The following is a 21610-nucleotide window of genomic DNA, read 5'->3' as shown; positions in this document are numbered from 1 at the left end:
CTAGACCCGGCGCCAGCGCTGGAAGGTCTCAATGGCCTCATACTCTGCCAGGCCCAGGGCATCATACAGCCGCGCATTTTCACGGTTGGTCTCCGGAGCCTCCTTTTCCAGGGAAGACAGGGCTCCGTAGCGTGACAGAGCATTGGCCTTGCGCTCAATCTGCAGGGGGCTCATCGGAATCGCCATGTCGATCTCATGCGGCTCCAGCGGGCGCTCCTTGCCACGGTACAGCCACACACTGCAGGAACCCGCAAAGTCCTCGCCTCCGCACGACTGCAGGGCAGCCACAAGCAGGCGGAAGCAGATGCCCGCCACACTGGAAGGGTCGGCAGCGTCGCCGGTGATATAAATTTGATGCGGCTTGTGCTCCTGCAGCAGACGCACCAGCACCTTGTGGTCCTCCTCGGTGCTCTTGAAGCGGCGGTAGCGGCCATTTTCATAGAAAGGCAGGTCCACAAAGGTCACGCGGTCATTCGCCAGCCCCACGGTGTGGGCGGCGTCACGCAGTTCACCGCGCAAAATCAGCCCCTTGAGCTGCCTCAGCAGCGGCGGATCTTCGCCAAACTCGCCCTTGGCCTCCAGCAGTCCCAGTGCCTCCCTGGCATAGGCCACCTGAGGCTCCCACGTGGTGGGGTTCGTTGCATTGGAGGCCAGTTCCAGCAGTGTCTCCGCAAATTTATCCGCCTCACTGTCTGGCACACGCAGACTGCCGGAAGTCAGTGCAATCAGCCGCACATCGTGACCCTGTTCCACCAGTCGGTCGATCGTGCCACCCATGCCAGTGATGGCGTCCTGCGGCTCTGGGCTGAACACCAGGCAGCGCTTCGGGTAGGGCCGCGCACGCTCAGGCCGGTAGGTGTCGTCCTCATCAGGCTTGCCGCCGGGCCAGCCGGTGATCGTGTGCTGCAGCTGGTTAAAGATGCGAATGTTGAGCTGGTAGGCTGGCCCCTGTTCGGAGAGCAGGTCTGAAAGACCGTTCTCATTGTAGTGCTCGTCCACTAGCTTCAGGATCGGCCGCTTGATCTTGAATGCCTGCCAGACCATCGCACGCCGGGTCTCGCGCGGGGTCCAGGACGCCGGACCGACGAGCCAAGGCAGCTTGACGCGGGTCAGTTCGCGCGAGGCCCCGTGGTCGATGAAAAATCGTGCATCGGGGTGATCCTGCAGGAAGGAGGCCGAAATAACTTCCGTCATCGGCCCTTCGACAGCTTTGGCCACCATGACAGCCTTGTTTTCCCCCCACGCCATCAGAACCAGCTTCTTGGCCCTCAAAATTGTGCCCACACCCATGGTGATCGCAAAGTGCGGCACATTCTGCTCCCCGCGGAAGTCGCTCGCCGCATCCTGCCGCGTCACACGGTCCAGCGTGATCCGGCGGGTCAACGAGTCGCGGCTGGAGCCGGGCTCGTTGAATCCAATGTGCCCTGTCCGGCCGATGCCAAGAATCTGCAGGTCAATGCCTCCGCTCGCCTCGATCTTCTCCTCATATTGGCGGCAGTGGTTGAAGACCTGGTCTCCCGGCACCGTGCCGCTGGGCAGATTGATGTTCGCCTTCGGGATGTCGATGTGGTCAAACAGCTGCTCCGCCATGAACATGGAGTAACTTTCAGGATGGTCGGAGCTGAGCCCGTAATACTCATCGAGGTTGAAGGTGATGACGTTTTTAAAGCTCAGCCCTTCCTCTTTGTGCAGACGGATCAGTTCACGGTAAAACGGCACTGGCGTTGACCCTGTTGCCATCCCCAGCACCGCCGGTTTGCCTGCCTTGTTCTTCGTTTCGATCAGCTGCTTCACTTCCTGTGCCAGCGTTTTGGCCGCCTTGGCGGAGTCTGGGAAAATGACAGTCGGAACTTTTTCGTAGGCTTCGGCAGGGGGGCGAATGGACATGGTGGTAGGTTGGGGTTGAGCGAACAGAACGCGGAATGCCGCGCACGCAACCCGCTTTCGCATCTCACACGTTTCATTAGGTGCGGACTAATGAAAGCTCACCGCATGATTTGCCCCGTTTCAGCGCTTTGTGAGCCAAGCATTTGCACAAACTCCAGCAGTTCGCGCCCCCGGTCTCCGCTCCTGAATGCAAAGGCATGAGCCAGCACTGCTTTCGTCTCGTCAATGTCCCTGAACACGACTCCGCAGCTCAGCCAGCGGGACAAGGACGCAGGCAGCATGCTGATCCCCTGCCCGGCGGCGACCATCGTGAGCACGGCCGCGACCCGGTCCGACTCCTGCACCACTTTGGCCTGAATTCTGGCACGCTGACATAGCGCGCTCACATGCTCCCTGAACCCTGGGGCGGCTCTCGCGGAGACCATCACCCAGCTCTCGTTCTCCAACTGGGCCAGCTTCAGCATCAGCTTTCTGACCAGGGCATGCTGCTCCGGCAAAACCACCTGCAGCCGCTCTTGTTTCCAGATCACGGTCTTGATGTGCCGGGAAACCCTGGCCGGTGCCGCACCGATGAATGCGCCATCAATCTCCCCGCGCTCCAAGGCGACCAGCTGCTCTGCCGGAGCCATGTCCATCAGCTGTATCTGGCAGTCGGGCCGGCTGACGCGAAACATCTGCAGCAGCCTCGCCAGACCATCATCCAGCAGAGCCCCCACAAAGGCTAGCCGCAGCCGCATGGGTTCTCCTGCGCCCACACGGCGGATGCTCTCCGTGGCCTGGTCGAGCTGTGTCAGCACTTTTTTCGCCTCTTCCACGCACAGCTTGCCTGCCTGTGTCAGGGCAACCCTCCGCGTATTGCGCTCCAGCAGTCGGCCGCTGAGCTTCGACTCCAAAGCCTGGATCTGCCTGGACAGGGCAGGCTGGGATAAATTCAGCCTCCTCGCAGCCTTGGAAAAACTCAGATTCTCGGCAACTGCGACAAAGCATTCCAACTCGTAAAGGGAGGGTCTATTCATGCGCTTAGAACATCAATCTGATGCATTGATAGCATTTCCACAAGACTCAAACCTCCCCTACCCCTCACTCCACGCCCACCTCACATGCACCACGTCCTCATCATTCATGAAGTCGCCGACTATCCGGCTTGGAAAAACATCTTCGACCGTGCTGCAGGCATTCGCAGAGCAGCGGGCGAGCGCGCCTATCAGGTCCTTCGCTATCAGTACAGCCCAAACAAAATCGTTCACTTCTCCGCCTGGACCTCCATCGCCGACGCCAAACAGTTCTTCGAATCTCCCAAGCTTGTTCAAATTCGAGCTGAAGCAGGCGTCCAAGCCCCCGAATTTATTTACTTGGAGCAGCTGGAAACAGGCACTCTTTAAACCATCCCCGCACACCATCCCTCATGAGAATTGATTACGCCAAGATCGAGCCGGAGCTCACATCACGCTTTCGGCAGCTGACCCGTGACCTGGCGCACACCGCCATCGATCACAGCCTGCGGGCACTGGTCGAGCTCCGAGTCTCACAGATCAACGGCTGCACCTACTGCATCCAGCTGCACCAAGGCGAGGCTCAAAAGCTCGGGGAGGCTCAGGCACGCATCGAACAGCTCGCGGAGTGGCGGTCATCAGCGTTGTTCACACCTCGAGAACAGGCCGCACTCGCCTGGGCCGAAGCCCTGACCTACAAGGCCACCGTGCATGATGATGCTCAAGAATACGCGTGCCTCACCACCCTGTTCTCAGATGAGGAGATCGTAGCGCTGGGCTTCGTCGTCTCACTCGCCAATTTCTGGAACCGCATGGCTGGCGGCTTCCGCAAGTAAGCCTACTCCAGATCCAGCTCAGGCTTGAAATCCGACGCATGGTACGAGCTGCGCACCAGCGGCGCGCTCGCCACATGGCGGAAGCCCTTTTTCAGCGCGATCTGCTTGTAGTTCTCAAACGTGTCCGGGTGGATGTACTCGATCACCGGCAGGTGCTGCGCGGAAGGGCGCAGGTACTGGCCCAGGGTCAGCACCGTGACGTCGTGCTCCAGCAGATCATCCATCGCCTGGAAAAGCTCGGTTTCAGTCTCGCCCAGGCCCAGCATGAGGCCGCTCTTGGTAGCGCATTTGGAGCCCAGCTCGGCCGCCATCGCCTTGGCGCGCTTCAGCACGTGAAGGCTGCGGTGATACATCGCACGGCTGCGCACCAGCGGCGTCAGGCGCTCCACCGTTTCCAGGTTGTGGTTGAAAATATGCGGCTTCGCTTTCATCACCACTTCCAGCGCATCATCCTTGCCGTTGAAGTCCGGCACCAAAATCTCGATCGTGATCGTCGGCACCGCTTCGCGCACCGCTTCAATCGTCCGGGCAAAGTGATCCGCCCCGCCATCTTTCATATCATCACGCGCCACAGCGGTGATCACGATGTGGTTCAGCCCCATCCGCTTCGTCGCTTCCGCCACTCTCTGCGGCTCGTCTGCTTCCAGCGCAAAAGGCTTGGCCGTCTTCACCGCGCAAAAACCACAGGCACGCGTGCAACGGTCTCCGGCGATCATAAACGTCGCCGAGCCCTGACTCCAGCACTCCCAGCGGTTCGGGCACTGCGCCTCTTCGCACACGGTGTGCAGCTTCAGATCCGTGATCAGCCCCTTCGTGCTCCAAAACTTCGGGTCACGCGGCAGCGTTACACGAATCCAGTCCGGTTTCTTGTCACGGTGCAGGGCAGGGTCGATCTTGGGGGTCATGGGCGGGGGGAGATGGATGGCCCAAAAAGCAGCCAAATGCAACGCGTTTGGACGCCTGGGCAAGCCCCAGCCCCGTATCTCCACCCCCGTTCTCAGCAAATAAAAGTCATCAAAGGCCAAATCCAGGCCAGAATCATTTCACCAGGCCCCAAACGCGTTCATTTCTCCGTCCATGCACCCATCGCTTCAGCCCTAGGCTGACCCGTGGGGGCATTGATCTTTTGCCAGCCTCACCGCACGCGCTTCCGCGTCAGCATGATCTCATTCCCCTCCGTGTCCACGCACATGGCCAGGTGCGGCGGCTCACCGTTTTCGGGCTCGGGTTCCCGTGTGAGCACACCTCCAGCGGCCACGATCTCCCGCGCGCCCTCGATCACATCCGGCACCTGAAAGCTCAGCCCGGTCCAGGTCCGCGCCCCTTCCCCGCCACCATGGATGCCGATGACGCCGCCGCAGATCTCCACCTCGCTGATGATGTCGTTCTGCTTGAGGACCGTGCCTCCAAAGACGCTGGCATAAAAATTCACCGCGCGGTTCATGTCCGCCGCCCAGATGACGTATTTGAGTCGTTCCACTTTCATACGCTTTACTGCCACAGGCCATCCTGAGGCGCACTCAATTTCCAAACAGCGCCCGCTGTTTCGGCGGCTGCGTGGCAGCCTTCGGCCTGGCCGGGCTCCCGCCTATCCGCTGCGCCTCCTTCAGCTCTTTCTCTGTCGGCGGCTTGCGCTCGTCCTTGTTCCCGCCGCCAAAGATCCGCGGTGACCAGTGGGTGTCCTGCAGTGTGCCAGAGCCCTTGTAGGCCAGCAGCTGAGTCACGGGAAACAGCAGGATGCCCAGACCCCGCATCCGCACCTCCGCATTGAAATCGATGTCGTCCCGGATGAAGTCCACATTCCCACGGCTCACGATCCGGAAGGCGCTGGACTCCGCTTCAATGTTCTCCGTCACAATGAAGCCATCCGCCACCTCAAAGGTGCAGTCCGCTTTTTTGGCCACATTGTACCCTTTGATGGGCGAAGGCAGGAACGCCCCGATGATCGGCGTCAGCGGCCCGAGCACCGGCAGGGCCAGCAGGTTTCCATTGACGATGATCAGCGCACCGCCCCCCTTCAGCGCCTTCCAGTCGTTCATCCGTCCCGTGAATTTGAAATGCCCGCTGATGTCTCCCACGCTTTCATTTCCCGGGGAGTACACCTGTGCAAACCGCTGAAAGCTCAGGGCGTTCATCCGCAGCTCTCCCTCATAGGTGTTCGGCTCGCGGTTGTCGTTCAGGCTGCCCTTCAATGTCATGCCGCCGCCGAGCACGTCCGCCGCGATGTTGATCCTGGAGATCCCCTCCCGGTTGCGCACATCTGCACGCACCTCCTCAAAGGGCAGCTTGCGGCCAAACACATCGTACGGAAAGCGTCCGGCCCGCACCTCCACATCATACCCCTTCACTCCCGGCGCCAGATTCACCGCTCCTTTGGCATGCAGCGTATCGCCAAACAGCCGCCCGCCAAAATCGAAGTTCAGCATGCTTCCCACGATGTGCACTTCGCCGGCGGGCGCGTTGATCGGGTAATCCTCGTTCCACAGCACGTAATGCGCCCCTCCCACAGGGTTTTTGAAGTTCACCTTGTAGTTGTTAAGCTGCGGGTTGCCCTTGTAGCCGATCGTGCCATTGGCCGTCACATCCGTGCCCGGGGAGAAGCGGTAGAGCGCGATCTGATCCGCCACCTTCGGAGCAAACGCCCTCACGATGCCCGCTGCATCCGCAGTCGCACGCACATTGACGAGCCTCAGCCACTTCTCGTCGTCATCATCGTTCACAAACACCAGCTCCGCCTCCGCCGGCCCGTCAGGGCGCTGCACCTGCACATTGGCATAGTTCTGAAAGTCCCCCAAAAAGGCCAGGTCCATCTCCGCAGACTCAAAAGGCACATCCTTGTAGCGAAAATGCCGCAGCACCCCATGACCTGAAGTCGGGCACTCGCGAATGCGGTTCACCGAAGGCCCGGCGCACGACACCTGCACGTCGATGTGTGAAGACTCGTCAAAGACAAAGCGCTGGATGATCTCCCGCGTCTTCGGCAGCAGCACAAACGGCAGAAACGCATTCGGGTCCATGCGCAGCGCCAGGTTGTACTTAAAGCCCAGGGTGCGGTGCTGCATCACATCCAGAGCCAGGGAGCCCGTCTTGTGCTTCAGCAGCGCATCACGCACAAAGATGCCATCACGTGTCGCCCCCAAAGACAGGCTGAGTGAATTGAAAACTTCCCCCCGGCTGCCAAACCGCCCGCAGTCCAGCCTGCCCGTCACTTCGGCGGGCAGGAAGTCACCCTCCCCGGGCTTGTTCAGGAAGATGCTGCCCTCCAGCGCCAGCTGTGGCGCCTCGTAAAACACCACCTCGCGCATCTGCTCATTGTTGAAAAACGCCCTCGCCAGCCCTGGCAGGTCGGCGCTGGACGTCAGCCGGAAGCGCAGATGCTCCGCACCGATGCGCCAGGTCGCCGTGGCTTCCAGCGCACCCAGGTGGTCCACCAGGTGCAGCCTCTTCAGATCAATAAACCCGCCATCATACTCCGCCTCCGCCACCAGCTCCTTCCAGACATAATCCTCAAACGCCAGTCCATCCGCTTGAAACAGCAGCTCTGCCTTCAGCTCTTGTGGCCGGTCCAGCGCACCGGAGACCTTCACACTCAGCATCGGCACATGCGGCGCATGAAATCGCGCCAGCCAGTCCAGACCATGCTGAATCTGCACCCGGTGCTCGCGTATCGCGATCAGCCGGTCCTGGGCACTGGCGCCCGGCTGGTCGGACTTGGGCTCCGGCAGGTCCAGCACACCGCTGATCATGATGCGCAGTCCGTCAGACAGCAGCCCCTCCGCATGCCGGATGTCCAGCTGCCTCTCTTCCAGCAGGGCACGTGCGCTCAGGTCCTTGAGCTCGATCACCGTCAGTTCGGGCCTTTCCGGGTCCACCGGCAGCGCCATGCTGGCATGCAGCAGCTCCATTCCGTCGATCTTGACCCTTCCCTCGATCAGGCTTCCAAAATCAACATCCAGATTCAAACGGTCCACTGAAGCCACGATGTGCTGCTTGCTCGCGTCATTGAACACCTTCACCCCACGCGCCACCAGCCCGCCAAACGGATTCACCGTCAGGCGCTGGAAATTCAGATGCACCCCATGCTGCGCCAGTTCTCGGGTGACAAAGCCATGCCAGCTCTCATGAAAAGCCGCCGTGTTCAAATACACTCCCCCCGCCAGCAGGAAACTGGCGGCAAGGAAGAGCATGAGACTGCGCAGAAAACGAAGCATGAACCCGCCAAACTACCCAAGGCGCCCAAACTCACAAGCAGGGAGTCCTCATCAGCGCACAGCTCGCATGGGAACAATGCCCGCAAGGGAGGCAAAACAAACCCGGTCCTAGCGGTACTGCTCCGGCCTGCCCACAGGGAACAAGCCAAAGGGGGCTATCTGGCTGGCCCGTAGTTTTTCAGGCCCGATGCTCGGCGCATCAGAGGCGAGAAACACCGCCAGCTGGATCACACCCGGCATCCCTTGCGCGCTGGTGTCAAACAGCGCCGCATCTCCCTCCACCTTTTTGAACAGCAGCGGCCCATGGGCTGCATGGTCCAGGACGATCGTGCCACGCGGCTCCACCCGCAGGCCTCCACGCCCGAGAGTTGCCGCCTTCCCCGTCTTCACATCCTTGCCATCGACTCCCGCACCCAGCTCCAGCGGCATTGGCGTCCGGTTTTTCAGCACGATGCGGTAGGCCTGGCTGGGCAGCCCCTCCACAAAAAGGATGCCACCGCAGAGGTGGGACACCAGCCACTTGCCGGAGGCCGCGTCCTGCACGCCGAGGTCCACCGTTCCATCCCCCATGCGCGCAAGTCCGCGCTGTGTCTCCGGCACATCGTCCTGGCGTTCCACCATGTGCCGCACATGCTCAGGCTCCGCGTAAACCACTCGTGCCACCATGTGCGGTGTCGTCGCTGTCTGGGCCTGGTAGGCTGGAAAGCCCTGGTGAAAAAGGTTGGGATCCTGCTGCCAGGCCGGCCTCAGCGGAGCGATGCTGCTTCCACAAGATGCCAGCAGCCCGGTGCCTGCTGCCGCCACTGCCTTGATCCATGCCATTGTCCTGCCTGCGTTCCCTGAAGTCATTCTGTATGCGCTGTTGTCTTGATTAGAAAAGTAACACGCACCAGACCCGACACTTCTTCCACCGAACGACGCACCTCGCAGCCTATGAGACGCTCGATCAGTTCGCACTCCAGCTCATCCACGATGGCGTAACGCGCCGCCAGTTCACGCAGCGGCCGGTGGTGCTCCACCAGTACCAGACGCCCATGCGCATCCGTCTCGACGGCGCTCATGCAGCCATCTCCGCTCCTCAGACGCGCCAGCAGGCGGGCACGTTCCTCCAGTGTCGTCGCTTTGGCCAGTTTGGCAGCCCAGGCCTCCCCCTTGGACTGGAAATAGGTGTACAGCAGCTTCGGCGGTGCGCTTTCCCCATAGACCCGCTCCGCCGTCGTGAGCACATCCATCGTCAGATCCGGCACGCCGCCGGCAAAAAGAGCATCCGCCTTGGGCGTGAGCCGGTACAATTTTTCAGGCCTGCCGGCAGCCTTGGGCCGCCGCCACGTGTCCAAAAACCCGGCCTTTTCAAGCTCCACACAGTGCTGCTTCACCCCCATGTAGCTCATTTTCATCGCCGTACACAGCTCCGTCACCGTCATGCCGGTGGAATGCTTCAGCCGCTGGACGATGTCCAGCACTGGCGAGTGCAGCATTTCTCGGAGCAGGTTTAGCATGGTCAGTCAGCTGCCAGACTAGCTCCACTGTCCGCTCGGTGCAATACCCTCTCCGACCTTCAGCTGATCAGCAAAAGGCGCGGCGGCTGCCTTGGCAGCGTCGCTGGCGCCCGGTGAACGCACGGCGGCACCGGACATCCGGGATATTCGATGGCTATTCGCCAGAGATGCCCCAGGCCGAACGAAAACGGCCTGGCATGGGGCTTCGTCGCATAATGCAAGTCCAGGTAGTGCTCGTTCAGAAACTCGCAGAACCCCTCATCATCTCTGCCTCCGTAGAGTCTAAGCAGCTCTGCACGAAACTCCGGCACATCCACCCGCCGCACCACCTCCTCATTCGGCAGCCCCTCGGAGGCAGCCCCGAAATAAGTGCACAGGAACGTGTCCGCCTCCACTGTCGCGCTGTCCGCATGCCAGGACTGCACATCCGTGCGCAGCAGGTCAGACTCGATCTCGTTCACGTAGCCGTTGATGCAGTCCAGGCTGGGTTGCAGCCCCCGCTCACGCAGCAGCTCCTGGTCCTGCAGCAGCACCTCCCGCGCCACCTGCCCCGCCCCGCTGAGGTCCAGCGCCCGCAGCCGCGCTTCATCGATGCTCGTGATCCCCCTCTCCACCGCCAGCTTCTCCACGATCTCGCCAAAATTTCCCCGCAGCTCACGCGGCCAGCACAGGGCGTTGACGCCATCACTCATCGGCGTCATGACCAGTTCTTCAAAGCTTCCCACCACCCGGATGCGCGGGTAGTCCTGCGGCAGTACGCACATGGTGGAGGCTTGGCTCATCGTTTGCCCCCCAGTCATGCCACCACATGCCGCGCCTGCCGGCTCCCCGCTGTGCTGCGCTTCGGCGCTTCACGCTCCGCCGTCTGGGCCCCGCTCAGCCGCAGGCCCTCGCGGCCAGGCACACGGTTCCAGTCCTTCATCATCGTGGCCGCCGCTGTGTCGGCCGGCACGCCGCAGGTGCCTGTCAGGTAGTCAAACAGCGCCTGAGCCAGCACCGGCAGCGCGATCTGGTGCGTGCGTCGCAGCCTGGCATACAGGCTGTCTGCAAAGGCCATGAACTCTTGAAAAGGTGAAGCGCCTTGCTGCCACAGCAGCGCCAGCGTGGCGCTAAAGTTGCCGCTGTTCGCCACCAGGTCCCAGTAGCGGGCAAAGCGCCGCATTCGCTGCATCTCCAGAAAAGGAATGTCCCGGTTCTCCAGCATCTCATAGGGAGGCACCGGCGAGTACTTCATCTGAAACTCCTCGTCATGCCTCACGATCGGCGTGCCGCGCAGCCGCTTCAGAATGCCCACCTGGATCTCCTGCGGCCCCATTTTCACCAGCCGGTCAAACCCGCGCCCAAAACTCGCCACATCCTCCCCCGGCAGACCGACGATGAGATCCGCATGCACATGGATGCCGGTCTGTTCCCGCAGAAACCGCAGGTTGTCCTCCAGCCGTGTCAGGTTCTGCCGCCGGCTGATGTTCTTGGAGGTCGCCTCATCAAAGGTTTGAATGCCCACCTCAAACTGCACCGCGCCCGCAGGAAACTCACGGATGATATCCCGCAGCTGCTCAGGCAGGCGGTCCGGCACCATCTCAAAGTGCAGAAACATCCCCTCGCGCCAGCGGTCCAGAAAGAAGCGCAGGATCGCCATGCTCGTTGGCAGGTGCAGGTTGAAGGTCCGGTCCACAAACTTGAACGTCAAAGCGCCACGGTCCAGCAGCCCCTGCATGGCCCCCAGAAACGCCTCCAGCGCAAACGCCCTCACCGGCACATCCAGCGACGACAGGCAGAACTCACAGGTAAAAGGGCACCCGCGGGAAGCCTCCACGTAGAGAATGCGGTTCGCCAGATCCGGCTCCGTGTAGAAATCATACGGCAGAACCACACGCTCCAGCACCGGCAGTCCGGCAGGCATCACTTTCGGCAGCGCCTTCTGCGCCGCCACATCCTCCCCCAGCAGCACACCGCAGACCTCGGCAAATTTCAGATCCGCCTCGCCGGTGATCACATGGTCCGCCAGCGCCACGATGGGTTGCCCCTCCCATTCATACGACACCTCTGGGCCGCCAAGCACGACACGGATATCCGGCCTCAGCAGCCGCAGCATTTCCAGCACCTCCGTGGTTTCCACGACGTTCCAGATGTACACCCCGAAGCCCACAATCCGCGGTTCCAGAGCCAGCACCGCCTCCACGATTTCCAGCGGCGCCTGGTTGATCTGGAATTCGGCAATGCAGGCCCGCCCACGCAAATCACCCAGGTTTGCCATCAGGTAGCGCAGCCCAAAAGAGCTGTGGATATATTTGGCATTCAGCGTGGCAAGTACGATGTCGGGCATCACGCCAAGTGTGGCCGAGTTGTCGGCTCGCGGCAAACACCTTTGCAGCAGGCGTTGCCAGCCTTTGTCCGTCCCCGTCCCGGTCGCCCCGCGCATCGTGGAAAGCAGCAGGTCTCCTCACCATGGCACACACGCTGCTTAAGGAAAACCGGTCACCCATGAAATTACACCCCAGTCATCTGTTCCTGTTCACAGCCCTGATTCTGTGCATCTACATCGTGGCTTCGCACCTCGGCTGAGCCGCCAGGCCCAGAACGTGGATTCCCGCGATAAATAGCTGCGCCCCCTCGGTCGGGGTTTGGGGCCGGGCCAGGCCAGCGGCAAGGAATGCACCCAAACTGTCTCAGGGGACGTTTGACATTCCAACCCATCCGCGCCTAACCTCCGCGCCCATAGATCCCGCAGTACATGCACGACACCCCCCCGCTGCCTGAGAAGGAGTTTCGCTCCTCGGCTCCAGGTTTTTGGTCCGCCAAGAACGTCTCCACCACCGACTGGAACAGCGCCACCTGGCAGCTCAAGAATCGGATCACCACGCTCAAACAGCTTGAAGAGCACCTGACGCTCACAGAAGAGGAGCGCGCAGGCGTGCTGCTCTCCGGCAACAAGCTGGCCATGGCCATCACGCCGCATTATTTCAACCTCATCGACGCCGAAGATCCCGGCTGCCCGATCCGCCGCCAGGTGATTCCGCGCATCGAGGAAACCTGGGAAGACCCGGATGAAATGAGCGACCCCTGCGGCGAAGACAGCCACATGCCCGTCCCCGGACTCGTCCACCGCTACCCGGACCGCGTGCTCTTTCTCGTCACCGACCGCTGCGCCAGCTACTGCCGCTACTGCACCCGCAGCCGTGTCGTCTCCGGTGTGGGTGAGCAGGAACTGCACACCGAATTTGAGGCCGCCTTCCGCTACCTCGAACGCCACACGGAAGTGCGGGATGTCCTGCTCTCCGGCGGCGACCCCCTGCTCTTCTCTGACGCCAAGCTCGATGCCCTGCTCACCCGCCTGCGCTCCATCAAGCACATCGAATTCGTCCGCATCGGCAGCCGCGTCCCCATCTTCGTGCCGCAGCGCATCACCCCGGAGCTCTGCAAGATGCTGCAAAAGCATCACCCCCTGTGGCTGAGCATCCACACCAACCATCCCCGCGAGCTCACCACCGAAGTGCGCGACGGCCTGGCCATGCTGGCCAACCACGGCGTCCCCCTCGGCAACCAAAGCGTCCTCCTCCGCGGCGTCAACGACAACGCCGAGGTGATGAAATCCCTCGTGCACAAGCTCCTCATGTGCCGCGTGCGCCCGTACTACCTGTATCAGTGCGATCTGATCCAGGGCAGCTCCCACCTGCGCACCAGCGTCGCGGACGGCATCGACATCATCGAACAGCTGCGCGGCCACACCACCGGCTACGCCATTCCCCAGTTCGTCATCGACGCCCCCGGCGGCGGCGGCAAAGTCCCCCTCAATCCCGACTACGTTCTGGTCCGCGACGAGCAACGCGTCGTCATTCGCAACTACGAAGGCAAAACGTTTGAATATCCCGAACCGGCTCTGGTGCGGCGTTAGTCTTACCACCTCCATTAACTGGCTCGTTCCGAGGCACCCCGCCATTTTTTGTGCCGGGTGCGCTGCTCCAAAAAGTGCTCGATCAGCCAGCAGCGGCAGAGTGTTGAGCATTTGATCGACGCCGGGTGCAAGCCTGGTCCATGCACCTTCACCCGGCACTGAAACGCCTCACTTCTGCGGAAACCGCGCGCAGTCGCGCCACCAGAGGAGCGCCCCCGCTGGCACCGCTGCCAGCCAGAGCAGCCGCCCGCCCAAAGATCTCAAGGCACGAAACTGGGCAAAAACGCCAGCACCGCTCAGAAACGAAAACCGGCTGTACTGCACCGCCGCCCGCAGCAGACGCAGCGGCGCGGTGAAGAACCAGCCGCTTTCCAAGTCGAGCACCATCTTGAACATGAGCCGGTGACCTTCGGCATTCGTGCGCGGATTGGAAGGCCCGTGCACCAGCGAGGGGGCATCGGTCCAGTAGATGCGCAGTTCCTCGTTAACATGTCGCGTCAGGTAGTGCCGCGACACCTGGCACCAGATGTAGGACTCGGGAATAAAGTTGCCAGGGACGTCCTCGGGATAGGGAAACTGGCGGAGCACATCCAACCGCAAAAAACCCCACTTTTCCCCTCTCACCTTGTGACGGTACTCAAGCTCCGCAGCCGAACAGTCCAACGGATCTGAGGGAAAGAGTGAGCCAACGAGACGCCCGTTCTGATCACGGCAAAGACCTGTGACTCCCGAAAACCTGTCACGCATGTTTTCAGGAATACTCTCCCAGTGATGCTTCAGGCGCGCCAGCGCCTCCGGAACGCAGCCATCGTCGGAGTCCAGCTTGATGGAGAGCTGGCCCTGGGCTTGCTGCAGTGCCAGATTGTGCAAATGGTGCGCTCCACGGTGAGGCAGCCACAGGTAATGCACAGGAAAGTCGGCCTCGTTTTGATAACGTTCTATCAGCTCGGGGGTGTTGTCCGTGGAACCGTCGTCGATCACCAGCCACTCGAAATCACGGCAGGTCTGCGCCTGCAGGCTGTCAAACACACGCTGCAGCGTGTGCGCGCGATTGAAGGTAGGGGTAAAAACCGTGAACAGCGGCATGTGAAGATGACTCAACGGAGCCTAAAGACAGTGGAAGATGAGGACAAGCCGAAACCCGATTCCGCACACTTTCTCCCAATCCCCGCTGACTCCTCAGTAGGCGTTGTCTCTCTTGAAGAAGGTCAGCATCATGATCTGGAAATCCAGCCACAGGCTCCAGTTTTCCAGGTACCAGAGATCGCACTGAATGCGCTCTCCCAGATCGGTATCCCCACGCAGTCCATTGACCTGCGCCCAGCCGGTCATTCCAGGTTTGGAGTGGTGACGCGCGTTGTAATGCGGGATTTGGTGTTTGAAGCCGGCGATGAGCTCAGGGCGCTCAGGACGTGGACCGACCAGGCTCATCTCCCCCTTGAGCACATTCCAAAACTGAGGCAGCTCATCGATGTTCCACTTGCGCATGAAGGTTCCCACCTTGAGACGGCGCGGATCGTCTTTGACACACCACTGCGCCCCCTTGGCAGCCTCTGCATTCAGCTTCATGGAACGGATCTTGATGATGTTGAAGGGCACTCCGTTGAAACCCCAGCGACGCTGGTGGTAAAACACGGAACCTCGTGATTCCAGCCAGACCAGAGCGCTGAACAGCGCGATGATCGGAGCGCTCAGTACAAGCCCGACCGTGGCTCCTATGACATCCACCATGCGCTTGGTCATGACATTCAACGTGTCGTCCAGAGGCAGACGTGTGACCCCCAGCACCGGGGTGCCGGCGATTGTTTCGAGAGTGAGCCCCGAAACAAAAACCCGGAAATAGGAGGGGATCACCTTGAACTGAATCATTTCACGCTCACACAAATTGGCCAGGGAGATCATCTGCTCGCGCGGGCCATGCAGATCCGCGACGACGATCATGTCCACCGCATGTGTGGTGACCAGATGCTCCACCTCATGAAGATCTCCCAGGCAAGGCACAACCTCGTCCACCGGGCTTCCGTCCTCAGCGCTTCCAGTTCTCACCCAGCCCATGATGTCAAACGAGCCTGTCTGGTCTCTTTTCATGGTCTTCCACAGGGCCACAGCCTCGGCATTCCAGCCCACAAACAAAGTGCGCTGCTGCAAAGCTTCAATGCGGCCCGGTGCCTGCAGGAATGAGATGAAAACCGCGCGCCAGCCCAGCAGCAGCAGCAGGGCGGTGGCTCCATTAAGCATCACATACACACGAGAGATGCTGGGCTCCAGCTTCAAGGCGAGCGTAATGGCCAGGAACCCGGCCGTCCAGAGCAGCACCCCCTTGGCGATCTTGGATGACACCCAGCGGCTGCGCAGAAGCACGTTTTTGTGGTAAATCCCCTGCCAGCCCAGCGCCAGGACCAGTGACAAACTTCCCAAGGCCATATGGCCTCCATACTGGCGAAACGACATGACATCGAAGTTGCCGAACTCACGGATGATCGTGTGAAAGCGCAGCCAGAACGCCGCATAAGCCGCCAAAACAGCCATCACCAAGTCTCCCAAAATGCTCACGAGCACCCAAAAGTGAGGAGATAGCTGCTCATTCTCCCGCCACGCACGCCTCGCTTCAAGTGCATGGAACATGGCACCAGAGCTTAAGATCTTGGAATTCGAGTTGGCTGCTTCCATCGCTTCAAAGTGTACTGAATACCTAAATTATACTCAATATAGCTTTAGCAGCAACCGATTATTATGAAAATTATCTTACATTTGGAAAAAAACTCCATTTGGAGTGTCATTTTTGATAACCAGACTTTGAAGATGAAAGCCTCTGATACACCTATCCCCCTCAAAACGTCAGCTTAAGACCAGCCACGATGCCACGTCCTGGCAGTGGTACCCGGTTCTTGAGGACTGATGTATGCTCACGCGCGTCTTCATTCGTCAGGTTCATCCCTTTGACATAAAAATCCATCGTGGCAGGCCCCTGCACAATCCGGTAGGTCAGCGTCAGATTGACCAGAAAGTAGCTGTCTGTTCTGGATTCATTCATCGCCAGCTGACTCTGCGGCGCCGCATAGATGCCTTCGAGTCGGGCTCCGAATGGACCGTGCTCCATCATCAGCGTGCTGGACAGATGAAAGGGCGGGATGCGTGGCAGGGACTGTCCCGTTTTGGTGTCTCGTGCACGCACCACATCCGCACGCAACTGCAGATGAAGGTTGTTTTGGTTTGCCGCAGGATCCGACGTGATGGGATGCAGCAGGTGGAAGGTGGCCTCCAGTTCGGAGCCGATGAACTCGGCGTTCGTGGCCTGATAGACCAGCTCATTGTAACTCTCCCCGCCAACCACATGCACGACGCCGGTCGGAAACTGGCCGATGAAGTTGGTGTATCGATTGTAATACCCGCCGACACTGCCGGTCACCCAGCCAACACGTTTCCTGAGATTGAGGTCAAACCCGAGGGACTTTTCCTGCTGCAAGTTGGGATCGCCGATTTCAAACGCCCCTGTGGCGGCATGAGTGCCGTTGGCAAACAGCTCCTGGTAGGTCGGTGCACGCTCCGCACGATTGATGGTGAATGCCACGGCGTATTCATCATTCGGAGTGAAGACGATGCCCACCGAGCTGCTGAGATTGTCAAACGTCCGTGCCAGCGCCGGACCAAAGGCGGCGCTGTTGAGCGACTCCACTGAGATGTGATCATAGCGCCCGCCAAACTGGAAGCTTACTGGGCCGCGTTTGATGTCCTCGTATAGAAAGACGGCATCCGCCTGTGTGATGGTGGGTGGCAGAAAGGCTTCATCGCCTGAGGTGCTGAACTCGCTGCGATCTGACTGATAGCCGACCACGCCTTCCATCCCGGCGATCTTTTCATGCTTCACCTCCACACGGGCGTCGTAGCCGTTGTTCTTGAAGAGGGTGGAAGGCGTGCCGCTGTCGAACTCGGTGTGCTGGTATCTTGAGGTGGCAATCTTGTAATTGATCTCCTTGATCAGCTTGAACGGCTTGTAGAAAGCACCGCGCACATCAAGGCGCTGCTGGTGCATGTCGATGACGACATGCTCTTCGGCAGGAGAGCCATAATTGGTGTGAAACTCCGTCCATGCGAAGCCGAAGAAGCCTTTGTCCCACACATAGCTGAGGCCGCTGGTGATGCCTTCGGAGCGAAGGTTGCTGTTAGGGATGATCTTGCGCGTTTCCGTCTCTCCAGGTGGAAGCGGATTTGTGGTCTGTTCTGCGGTGGTGCGAGCATTGCCGGGAATGCGAAAGTCCTCAGCAGCACGGGTGAAGGCCTCGACGTGGAAGGCGAGGCCTTTGTAGCCGCCTTCGATCATCGCGCTGGAGAGATAGCCGTTGTCCACCGAAGTGAAGCGTTCATTGAGCGCACCACGGATGGTGCCATCGAGCTTTTCATCGACGATGCGGCCGTCGATGGAGTTGACGACACCACCGATGGCATTGGAGCCATACATCAGTGTGGCGGGACCGCGCACGACTTCGACGGACTTGAGGTTGGAGGTGTCGAAGCTGACGGCGTGATCGACGCTGGTGGCGGAGGCGTCGATGGTGTTGAGGCCGTTTTGGAGGATGCGAACGCGATCGCCATCGAGGCCGCGGATGATGGGGCGGCTGGAGGCAGGGCCGAAGTAGGAGCTGCTGACGCCGGGCATGCGGGCGAGGGTCTGGCCCAGGGTGGGTTCGAGGGCGAGGGTCAGGTTTTGGCCATTGAGGATGGAGGCTGCCTGGGCCTGCTGGAAGAGGGGGCGGTCCAGGGGGGCTGTGATGACCATTTCATCGAGAGGGATGTCCTCGATGTGGCTTTCGGCGGTTTTGGCCTGCTGGATTCTTGTGTCGGATTCAGCAAAAAGGGCACCGGGAATGAGGGCCAGAAGCAGTGGGAGGCGGATGCGAGTTGGCATAGTGCAAATGGATTGCATGAATGAAGGCTTTATATGCAAGTTGATTGCAATTGCAAATCATTTGTATTTTTGATTTTTGTGACCTAGCTTCTTTTCATGAAGCAGCTCTTTTTGACTTTTGGGTTTCTCGCCGCAGCACTGCCGGGCCTGGCCGCCACCAAAGTGGCGACGCTGCACCCCATCCTGGCGGATCTGGCGCGGCAGGTGGGCGGGGCAAATGTGGAAGTGGTGGAGATCTTGAAGCCCGGGGCGGACATTCACCATTTTGAGCCGGCTCCGAAGGATCTGGCGGAGATGCGTGGGACGAAGCTGCTGCTGGCTTCAGGCAAGGGACTGGAGAGCTTTCTGGACAAGCTGCGTGACAGCCTGGGGGCGGATGTGAAGCTGGTGGAGGTGGGAGCGAAGATTCCTTCGATCCCGTTTGAGGAGCATCATCATGAGCATGCGGAGAAGGATGGGGACGAGCATGATCATCATCACCATGGGGCAGAGGATCCGCACTGGTGGCATAGTGCTGAGAACATGAAGCGGGCGGCGCGTGTGGTGGCGGATGAGCTGAGCGCGATTGATCCGGCGAATGCGAGTGCGTATGCGGCGGGGGCGAAGGCAGCGAGCAAGAGGTTTGGAGAGCTCAAATCTTGGGCGCAGAAGGAGATCGCGAAGATTGGGAAGAAGGACCGGCTGCTGGTGACGGCGCATGGGGCGTTTGGGTATTTCTGCAAGGAGTATGGCTTTGAGCCGATCTCGCTGCTGGGCATCGGGCGGAGTGATGATGCGTCATCGAAGCATGTGGCGGAGACGATCGAGGAGATCCGTGAGCATGGGATCAAGGCGATCTTTCCGGAGGATCAGGCGAACCCGAAGGTGCTGGCGGAGATCGCGCGGAGCACGGGGGTGAAGATTGGGGAGCCGCTGATCGCGGATGGCACGGCGAAAGTGGCTCACACGTTTGAGACGATGCTGGCGCACAATGTGAGGTCGATTGTGGCGGCGCTGGCACCGGCTGCTGCTCCTGCGAAGTGAGTTGTGTCGCGATTCTTTGAAACAAGTCTGCACTCAGTCATGAATTCACCACAGAGGACACAGAGAGGCACAGAGGTTCAGAATTTGAGATTCGGATCTCTGTGCCTCTCTGCATCCTCTGTGGTTAAAGAGATTCTGCGCAGCAGCCGGGGGCGTTTTTAACCGTTCTTGATGTCATGAGAGGTTTTCCGCCTATTCAGATTTTCCTACTCGTGCTCGCGTTTGTGGTGCTGGCGATTCCGCTGAGCATTCTGACGGGGACGACGACGCCTGTGAAGGCTGCGGAGCTGAAGAAGATGGTGGAAGAGAAAAGTGTGAAGGGGCTGGTGAGGGTGCGGTATGCGCACCGGCCGGTGACGCTGAGTGTGAAGATCGGTGAGAAGGAGGTGATCTCGAGTGTGGAGGAGTCGCCGATGGAGGTGGATGCTCCCCTGCCCTCGACGAAGGATGGGGTGGATGTGTTTGTGAAGGCGACGTGGCCGGAGGGGACACCGGATACGGCGGTGACGGTGGAGTTGGAGCCGGATGGACTGGCGACGCGGAGCGAGACGCGGTGGTCGTCTGCGGCGAGTTTGGATGAGGTGATCACGTTTGAATGGAAATGACATGAGCGCGGCTGTTTCCCATTCCCCTACTCACACCAAGGAGCACGTCTGCTGGGGTGGAGGGTGCGCGCATACGCAGCACCATCGGCTGGAGGTGGTGGACCTGAGTGTGCAGTATCAGGAGGTGCGGGCGCTGGAGAAGATCCAGTTTGCGACGGAGTGCGGGCGGAGCATGGCGCTCATTGGTCCGAATGGCGCGGGGAAGAGCACGCTCTTGAAGTCGCTGGCGGGGCTGATCCGCGCGGACAAGGGCAAGATCCTGTGGCGTGGGAAGCCGCTGACGCGGAGCAGCCATGAGATCGCGTATCTGCCGCAGCGTGGTGATGTGGACTGGAATTTTCCGATCACGGTGCGCGGGCTGGTGGAGATGGGGCGCTACCCGAACCTGGGATGGTGGAGGCAGTATTCGAAGCATGATTCAGAGATTGTGGAGCGGGCGCTGGTGAGCATGGACCTGTGCGATTTGCAGGACCGGCAGATCAGCGCGCTTTCAGGCGGGCAGCAGCAGCGGGCGTTCATCGCCCGGGCGCTGGCGCAGGAGGCGCATGTGCTGCTGCTGGATGAGCCGTTCACGGGCCTTGATAAACCGGCGCAGGATAATCTGAGCCGGTTGTTCAAGGAGCTGACGGCGGAGGGTCGGCTCTTAATCGCGAGCCATCATGATCTGCAGACGGTGGCGAACATCTTTGATGATGTGCTGATCATCAAACGGCAGCAGGTGGCGTTTGGGCCGGTGAAGGAGGTGTTTACGCCGGGGAATATTGCGAGCGCGTATGAGAGCGGGGAGGCGGCGAACGGAAAGATCAAAACTGAAAGCTGAAAGATAAAACCTGAGAGCTGAAGAGCCTTTTCTCCATGTCCACCTTTGCTGATTTCCTTGCTGAACCGATTGCCAAGCGGACGCTGATGGCGTGCTTGATGATTGGGTTTGCGAACGGGTTTGTGAGTGCGTTTGTGGTGCTGCGGAAGGATGCGCTGAAGATTGGGACGCTGTCGCACTCGCTGCTGCCGGGGATTGCGCTGGCGGTGCTGATCATCGGGCTGTCGCAGTGGAGCGCGCTGGCGGGGGCGATCTTTGCGGCGCTGATTGTGGGGCTGGGGTCGATCTTTCTTTCGCGGACGTCGCGGCTGGATCAGGACACGGCGATGGGGGTGCTGTACACGACGGCGTTTGCAGGCGGGGTGCTGATTTTGAAGAACCTGGACATGCGGCAGAAGCTGGATGAGTGGCTATTTGGGAGCATCGTGGGCATGGCGGACTCGGACTTGTGGATCGCGTTTGGGATCAGCGCGATTGCGGTGATCACGCTGACGGCGCTGCAACGGCCGCTGCTCATCTATCTGTTTGAGCCGAACATTGCGGCGAGCCTGGGGGTGCCGGTGAGGCTCCTGAATTATGCGACGTTTGCGGTGACGATCCTGGTCTTAATCTCATCGCTGCAGGCGGTGGGCTGCATTCTGAGCGTGGGGCTGATGGTGGCCCCGGCGGCGACGGTTTATCTGCTGACGAACAATGCCCGTGCGCTGTTCTGGGGCGGCGGGGTGATCGGCGCGGTGGGGTCGGTGGCGGCGTTCTTTCTGTCGTACCCGCTGGGGTGGAGCGTGAGCGCGACGATCATCGTGGTGCTGGGGGTGTTCTTTGTGGCGGCGTATGTGTTCAGTCCGAAGTATGGGCTGTTTAGTCGGAGGTGAGTGGTGGCGTAGTGATGCACCTCTGCCCTCGACGGGCCAAGCAATCCGGCAGGTGGATACGGAA

Annotated in this window: 19 protein-coding genes; 7 read left to right on the top strand and 12 right to left on the bottom strand. The window is 60.3% G+C overall.

Features of this window, described 5'->3' with window-relative positions; translation table 11 throughout:
- Positions 1-1887 (bottom strand): glucosamine-6-phosphate deaminase, encoded by a 1887-nt coding sequence (gene nagB / locus ACZ5WW_RS21655; RefSeq protein WP_377162785.1) that lies wholly within the window; start codon positions 1885-1887, stop codon positions 1-3.
- A 98-nt stretch (positions 1888-1985) separates the two neighbouring features.
- Positions 1986-2903, bottom strand: a complete 918-nt coding sequence (locus ACZ5WW_RS21650; RefSeq protein WP_377162783.1) for a LysR substrate-binding domain-containing protein — start codon at positions 2901-2903, stop codon at positions 1986-1988.
- 84 nt (positions 2904-2987) lie between these two features.
- Here ACZ5WW_RS21650 and ACZ5WW_RS21645 point away from each other — a divergent pair, with 84 nt between their 5' ends.
- Positions 2988-3269 (top strand): antibiotic biosynthesis monooxygenase, encoded by a 282-nt coding sequence (locus ACZ5WW_RS21645; RefSeq protein WP_377162781.1) that lies wholly within the window; start codon positions 2988-2990, stop codon positions 3267-3269.
- A 23-nt stretch (positions 3270-3292) separates the two neighbouring features.
- Positions 3293-3715, top strand: a complete 423-nt coding sequence (locus ACZ5WW_RS21640; protein WP_377162779.1) for a carboxymuconolactone decarboxylase family protein — start codon at positions 3293-3295, stop codon at positions 3713-3715.
- A gap of 2 nt (positions 3716-3717) precedes the next feature.
- Here the strand turns inward: ACZ5WW_RS21640 and lipA are convergent, their stop codons facing one another.
- From lipA to ACZ5WW_RS21605, 7 genes are all read right to left on the bottom strand, one after another.
- A complete protein-coding gene (gene lipA, locus ACZ5WW_RS21635; protein ID WP_377162778.1) occupies positions 3718-4620 on the bottom strand; it encodes a lipoyl synthase in 903 nt (300 codons plus the stop codon).
- 230 nt (positions 4621-4850) lie between these two features.
- Entirely contained in the window at positions 4851-5201 is a 351-nt protein-coding gene (locus tag ACZ5WW_RS21630) for a VOC family protein (RefSeq protein ID WP_377162776.1), read from the bottom strand.
- Between the two features lie 34 nt (positions 5202-5235).
- On the bottom strand, positions 5236-7926 hold the full coding sequence (locus tag ACZ5WW_RS21625) for an AsmA family protein (protein WP_377162774.1): 2691 nt from the start codon (positions 7924-7926) through the stop codon (positions 5236-5238).
- A gap of 108 nt (positions 7927-8034) precedes the next feature.
- The gene (locus ACZ5WW_RS21620) at positions 8035-8748 is read right to left on the bottom strand and encodes a hypothetical protein (RefSeq protein ID WP_464694186.1); all 714 of its coding nucleotides are present in this window, start codon (positions 8746-8748) and stop codon (positions 8035-8037) included.
- 23 nt (positions 8749-8771) lie between these two features.
- Positions 8772-9425, bottom strand: coding sequence for a helix-turn-helix transcriptional regulator (locus tag ACZ5WW_RS21615; RefSeq protein WP_377162770.1), 654 nt, complete (start codon positions 9423-9425; stop codon positions 8772-8774).
- Positions 9426-9484: 59 nt separating this feature from the next.
- On the bottom strand, positions 9485-10207 hold the full coding sequence (locus ACZ5WW_RS21610) for a hypothetical protein (RefSeq protein WP_377162768.1): 723 nt from the start codon (positions 10205-10207) through the stop codon (positions 9485-9487).
- Positions 10208-10221: 14 nt separating this feature from the next.
- On the bottom strand, positions 10222-11751 hold the full coding sequence (locus ACZ5WW_RS21605) for a B12-binding domain-containing radical SAM protein (protein ID WP_377162766.1): 1530 nt from the start codon (positions 11749-11751) through the stop codon (positions 10222-10224).
- A gap of 408 nt (positions 11752-12159) precedes the next feature.
- Here ACZ5WW_RS21605 and ACZ5WW_RS21600 point away from each other — a divergent pair, with 408 nt between their 5' ends.
- Entirely contained in the window at positions 12160-13320 is a 1161-nt protein-coding gene (locus ACZ5WW_RS21600) for a KamA family radical SAM protein (RefSeq protein WP_377162764.1), read from the top strand.
- Between the two features lie 168 nt (positions 13321-13488).
- Here ACZ5WW_RS21600 and ACZ5WW_RS21595 read toward each other — a convergent pair whose 3' ends face one another.
- The 3 genes from ACZ5WW_RS21595 to ACZ5WW_RS21585 all read right to left on the bottom strand — a co-directional run bounded on the left by ACZ5WW_RS21595 (position 13489) and on the right by ACZ5WW_RS21585 (position 18226).
- Positions 13489-14406 carry a glycosyltransferase family 2 protein gene (locus ACZ5WW_RS21595; protein WP_377162762.1) on the bottom strand — a complete coding sequence of 306 codons (918 nt, stop codon included), beginning with the start codon at positions 14404-14406 and terminating at the stop codon, positions 13489-13491.
- A 93-nt stretch (positions 14407-14499) separates the two neighbouring features.
- Positions 14500-15945, bottom strand: coding sequence for an exopolysaccharide biosynthesis polyprenyl glycosylphosphotransferase (locus ACZ5WW_RS21590; protein ID WP_377162760.1), 1446 nt, complete (start codon positions 15943-15945; stop codon positions 14500-14502).
- A gap of 205 nt (positions 15946-16150) precedes the next feature.
- Positions 16151-18226, bottom strand: a complete 2076-nt coding sequence (locus tag ACZ5WW_RS21585) for a TonB-dependent receptor (protein ID WP_377162758.1) — start codon at positions 18224-18226, stop codon at positions 16151-16153.
- A gap of 96 nt (positions 18227-18322) precedes the next feature.
- Here ACZ5WW_RS21585 and ACZ5WW_RS21580 point away from each other — a divergent pair, with 96 nt between their 5' ends.
- The 4 genes from ACZ5WW_RS21580 to ACZ5WW_RS21565 all read left to right on the top strand — a co-directional run bounded on the left by ACZ5WW_RS21580 (position 18323) and on the right by ACZ5WW_RS21565 (position 21546).
- Positions 18323-19249, top strand: a complete 927-nt coding sequence (locus ACZ5WW_RS21580; protein ID WP_377162756.1) for a metal ABC transporter substrate-binding protein — start codon at positions 18323-18325, stop codon at positions 19247-19249.
- 176 nt (positions 19250-19425) lie between these two features.
- Complete coding sequence (locus ACZ5WW_RS21575) at positions 19426-19854, top strand: hypothetical protein (RefSeq protein WP_377162754.1); 429 nt, start codon at positions 19426-19428, stop codon at positions 19852-19854.
- Position 19855: 1 nt separating this feature from the next.
- The gene (locus ACZ5WW_RS21570) at positions 19856-20674 is read left to right on the top strand and encodes a metal ABC transporter ATP-binding protein (RefSeq protein WP_377162752.1); all 819 of its coding nucleotides are present in this window, start codon (positions 19856-19858) and stop codon (positions 20672-20674) included.
- Positions 20675-20709: 35 nt separating this feature from the next.
- On the top strand, positions 20710-21546 hold the full coding sequence (locus ACZ5WW_RS21565) for a metal ABC transporter permease (RefSeq protein ID WP_377162750.1): 837 nt from the start codon (positions 20710-20712) through the stop codon (positions 21544-21546).
- The last annotated feature ends 64 nt before the right edge of the window (positions 21547-21610 follow it).

Source organism: Prosthecobacter fluviatilis (assembly GCF_055388355.1).
This window is presented reverse-complemented; position numbering and strand designations above follow the sequence as displayed.

Excerpts from the sequence above, each read along its gene's own strand:
- nagB (WP_377162785.1), bottom strand. The coding sequence starts at position 1,887 with ATGTCCATTCGCCCCCCTGCCGAAGCCTACGAAAAAGTTCCGACTGTC.
- ACZ5WW_RS21650 (WP_377162783.1), bottom strand. The coding sequence starts at position 2,903 with ATGAATAGACCCTCCCTTTACGAGTTGGAATGCTTTGTCGCAGTTGCC.
- ACZ5WW_RS21645 (WP_377162781.1), top strand. The coding sequence starts at position 2,988 with ATGCACCACGTCCTCATCATTCATGAAGTCGCCGACTATCCGGCTTGG.
- ACZ5WW_RS21640 (WP_377162779.1), top strand. The coding sequence starts at position 3,293 with ATGAGAATTGATTACGCCAAGATCGAGCCGGAGCTCACATCACGCTTT.
- lipA (WP_377162778.1), bottom strand. The coding sequence starts at position 4,620 with ATGACCCCCAAGATCGACCCTGCCCTGCACCGTGACAAGAAACCGGAC.
- ACZ5WW_RS21630 (WP_377162776.1), bottom strand. The coding sequence starts at position 5,201 with ATGAAAGTGGAACGACTCAAATACGTCATCTGGGCGGCGGACATGAAC.
- ACZ5WW_RS21625 (WP_377162774.1), bottom strand. The coding sequence starts at position 7,926 with ATGCTTCGTTTTCTGCGCAGTCTCATGCTCTTCCTTGCCGCCAGTTTC.
- ACZ5WW_RS21620 (WP_464694186.1), bottom strand. The coding sequence starts at position 8,748 with ATGGCATGGATCAAGGCAGTGGCGGCAGCAGGCACCGGGCTGCTGGCA.
- ACZ5WW_RS21615 (WP_377162770.1), bottom strand. The coding sequence starts at position 9,425 with ATGCTAAACCTGCTCCGAGAAATGCTGCACTCGCCAGTGCTGGACATC.
- ACZ5WW_RS21610 (WP_377162768.1), bottom strand. The coding sequence starts at position 10,207 with ATGAGCCAAGCCTCCACCATGTGCGTACTGCCGCAGGACTACCCGCGC.
- ACZ5WW_RS21605 (WP_377162766.1), bottom strand. The coding sequence starts at position 11,751 with ATGCCCGACATCGTACTTGCCACGCTGAATGCCAAATATATCCACAGC.
- ACZ5WW_RS21600 (WP_377162764.1), top strand. The coding sequence starts at position 12,160 with ATGCACGACACCCCCCCGCTGCCTGAGAAGGAGTTTCGCTCCTCGGCT.
- ACZ5WW_RS21595 (WP_377162762.1), bottom strand. The coding sequence starts at position 14,406 with ATGCCGCTGTTCACGGTTTTTACCCCTACCTTCAATCGCGCGCACACG.
- ACZ5WW_RS21590 (WP_377162760.1), bottom strand. The coding sequence starts at position 15,945 with ATGTTCCATGCACTTGAAGCGAGGCGTGCGTGGCGGGAGAATGAGCAG.
- ACZ5WW_RS21585 (WP_377162758.1), bottom strand. The coding sequence starts at position 18,226 with ATGCCAACTCGCATCCGCCTCCCACTGCTTCTGGCCCTCATTCCCGGT.
- ACZ5WW_RS21580 (WP_377162756.1), top strand. The coding sequence starts at position 18,323 with ATGAAGCAGCTCTTTTTGACTTTTGGGTTTCTCGCCGCAGCACTGCCG.
- ACZ5WW_RS21575 (WP_377162754.1), top strand. The coding sequence starts at position 19,426 with ATGAGAGGTTTTCCGCCTATTCAGATTTTCCTACTCGTGCTCGCGTTT.
- ACZ5WW_RS21570 (WP_377162752.1), top strand. The coding sequence starts at position 19,856 with ATGAGCGCGGCTGTTTCCCATTCCCCTACTCACACCAAGGAGCACGTC.
- ACZ5WW_RS21565 (WP_377162750.1), top strand. The coding sequence starts at position 20,710 with ATGTCCACCTTTGCTGATTTCCTTGCTGAACCGATTGCCAAGCGGACG.